The organism is Tepidimonas sp., assembly GCF_046292505.1.
Classification (GTDB): domain Bacteria; phylum Pseudomonadota; class Gammaproteobacteria; order Burkholderiales; family Burkholderiaceae_C; genus Tepidimonas.
The window spans coordinates 1-1,399 of record NZ_JBKBQX010000088.1 but is presented as its reverse complement, the minus strand read 5'-3'; the positions used below and the strand labels follow the sequence as shown (position 1 = coordinate 1,399).

Below are 1,399 nucleotides of genomic sequence, written 5' to 3'. Positions count from 1 at the left end.
CAGAACCAGCTTGTCGCTTATCTGCGCTTCAATCGGTTTGACAAACCGTACGTGTTCCTGTCGCGTTTTAAGATAGGTCAGCATTAGCGGTTCTGCGTCAAGCCCTGCGGATAAAACGCAATGATGTTGAACGGATAGGGTTTGTCGATTGGCTGCCTAAAGTACAGGCTGCCGTCTTTGCCGTAGCCGGAATTGGGATGAATAGGCCCGACCTGTTCTGTGCGCGGTTCCGGCACTTCGCTGATTTCGTCGTATGGGCTTTCATCGTAAGACACCGGCTCCCACTTGATTTCCTTGTTGGCTTCATCGTAGGTGCCAAACTCGCCCTCGATGCTGTCCCACAGCAACGCGCCCAAAATGTTCCAGCGCTTGACTTTGCCCTGCGCAGTCCCGTCGTCGCCGCCCGCTTCCGGCCTGTGCGTCGTGCCGAGGTTGTCGATACCGAGGCCGACCACGACTTTAGACGCTTCGTTCGGTAGCGTTATGCTGCCGTTTACAACCGTCTCAGGTCCAAAGGCCACGCCGTCAGCAAGACCGTACACGTCTTTACCTTCTAGGTGCGACAGTCCGTACAGAACGCCTCCCGGCAAAGGTTCGCCGTCATAGCGCAGTCCACAGTCGACGTAGAAAGCGTCGTCAAGCGTGAAGTCGAAATCCCAGAATTTGGTAAGGCGCTCAACGTAACGACGCGTCTGTCCGTTGATTGTGCGACGGACGCCAAGCCACAGGGTATCCGTCGTCTGGTCTTGTGACGGAATAACAGCCATCGTCTCGATGAAACCGCCAACATCATGCCTGTGCCAGCCGATGACGTTTTCTTCGCGGTTGTAGGTTAATCCGGCCATCGTTCCGTCGGCGCGACGGTTCCACACGATGCTGTATGGTTCGGCCGCGTAGACCATCTGTTCAAAGCGTTTCGCGCCGATATGCGACGCAAGCTGAGACATGGACGGCGTCTTGTACCCGTCCGCCTCAAACACGTAGGCAAACTCGCGTATCGTGCGTTTAGACCGCTGAGTGTAAAGAACCTGGCTGTCGACCTTGACGCAATCGACCTGCGCCGAACCGCGCTCTGTCGGGTTTTTCGCCTCGATATTGCGCGCAGTCAGTTTAGCATTTTGATCCATGCCGCGAAGCGTCCATTCGCCGCTTTGCGTCCCGATCATAAGACCGCGATCATCGCTCGACGCCCACCGTATGCGCGCCAGTTTCTTGGCGTTCAATCGTACGACAATAGCGCTGTCGTCGTCTACTTCGCCTACCGGCGTCGTCTGTGAATTGGTTTCGTAGGCGCTGACGACGGAGCCGACGATAAGGTCCGGCGCTTCGATGCTGCCGAGGCTCCATAGTCTGTCGCCGAAGAACAGGCCGCATACAGGCCAGCCCGTCGTATCGGACC

At 56.8% G+C, this 1,399-nt stretch carries 1 pseudogene; it reads right to left on the bottom strand.

Annotated features, from left to right (window positions below):
• Window positions 1-83 precede the first annotated feature (83 nt).
• A pseudogene (locus ACK4TH_RS11840) lies at window positions 84-1,399 on the bottom strand (hypothetical protein); the annotation flags it as partial.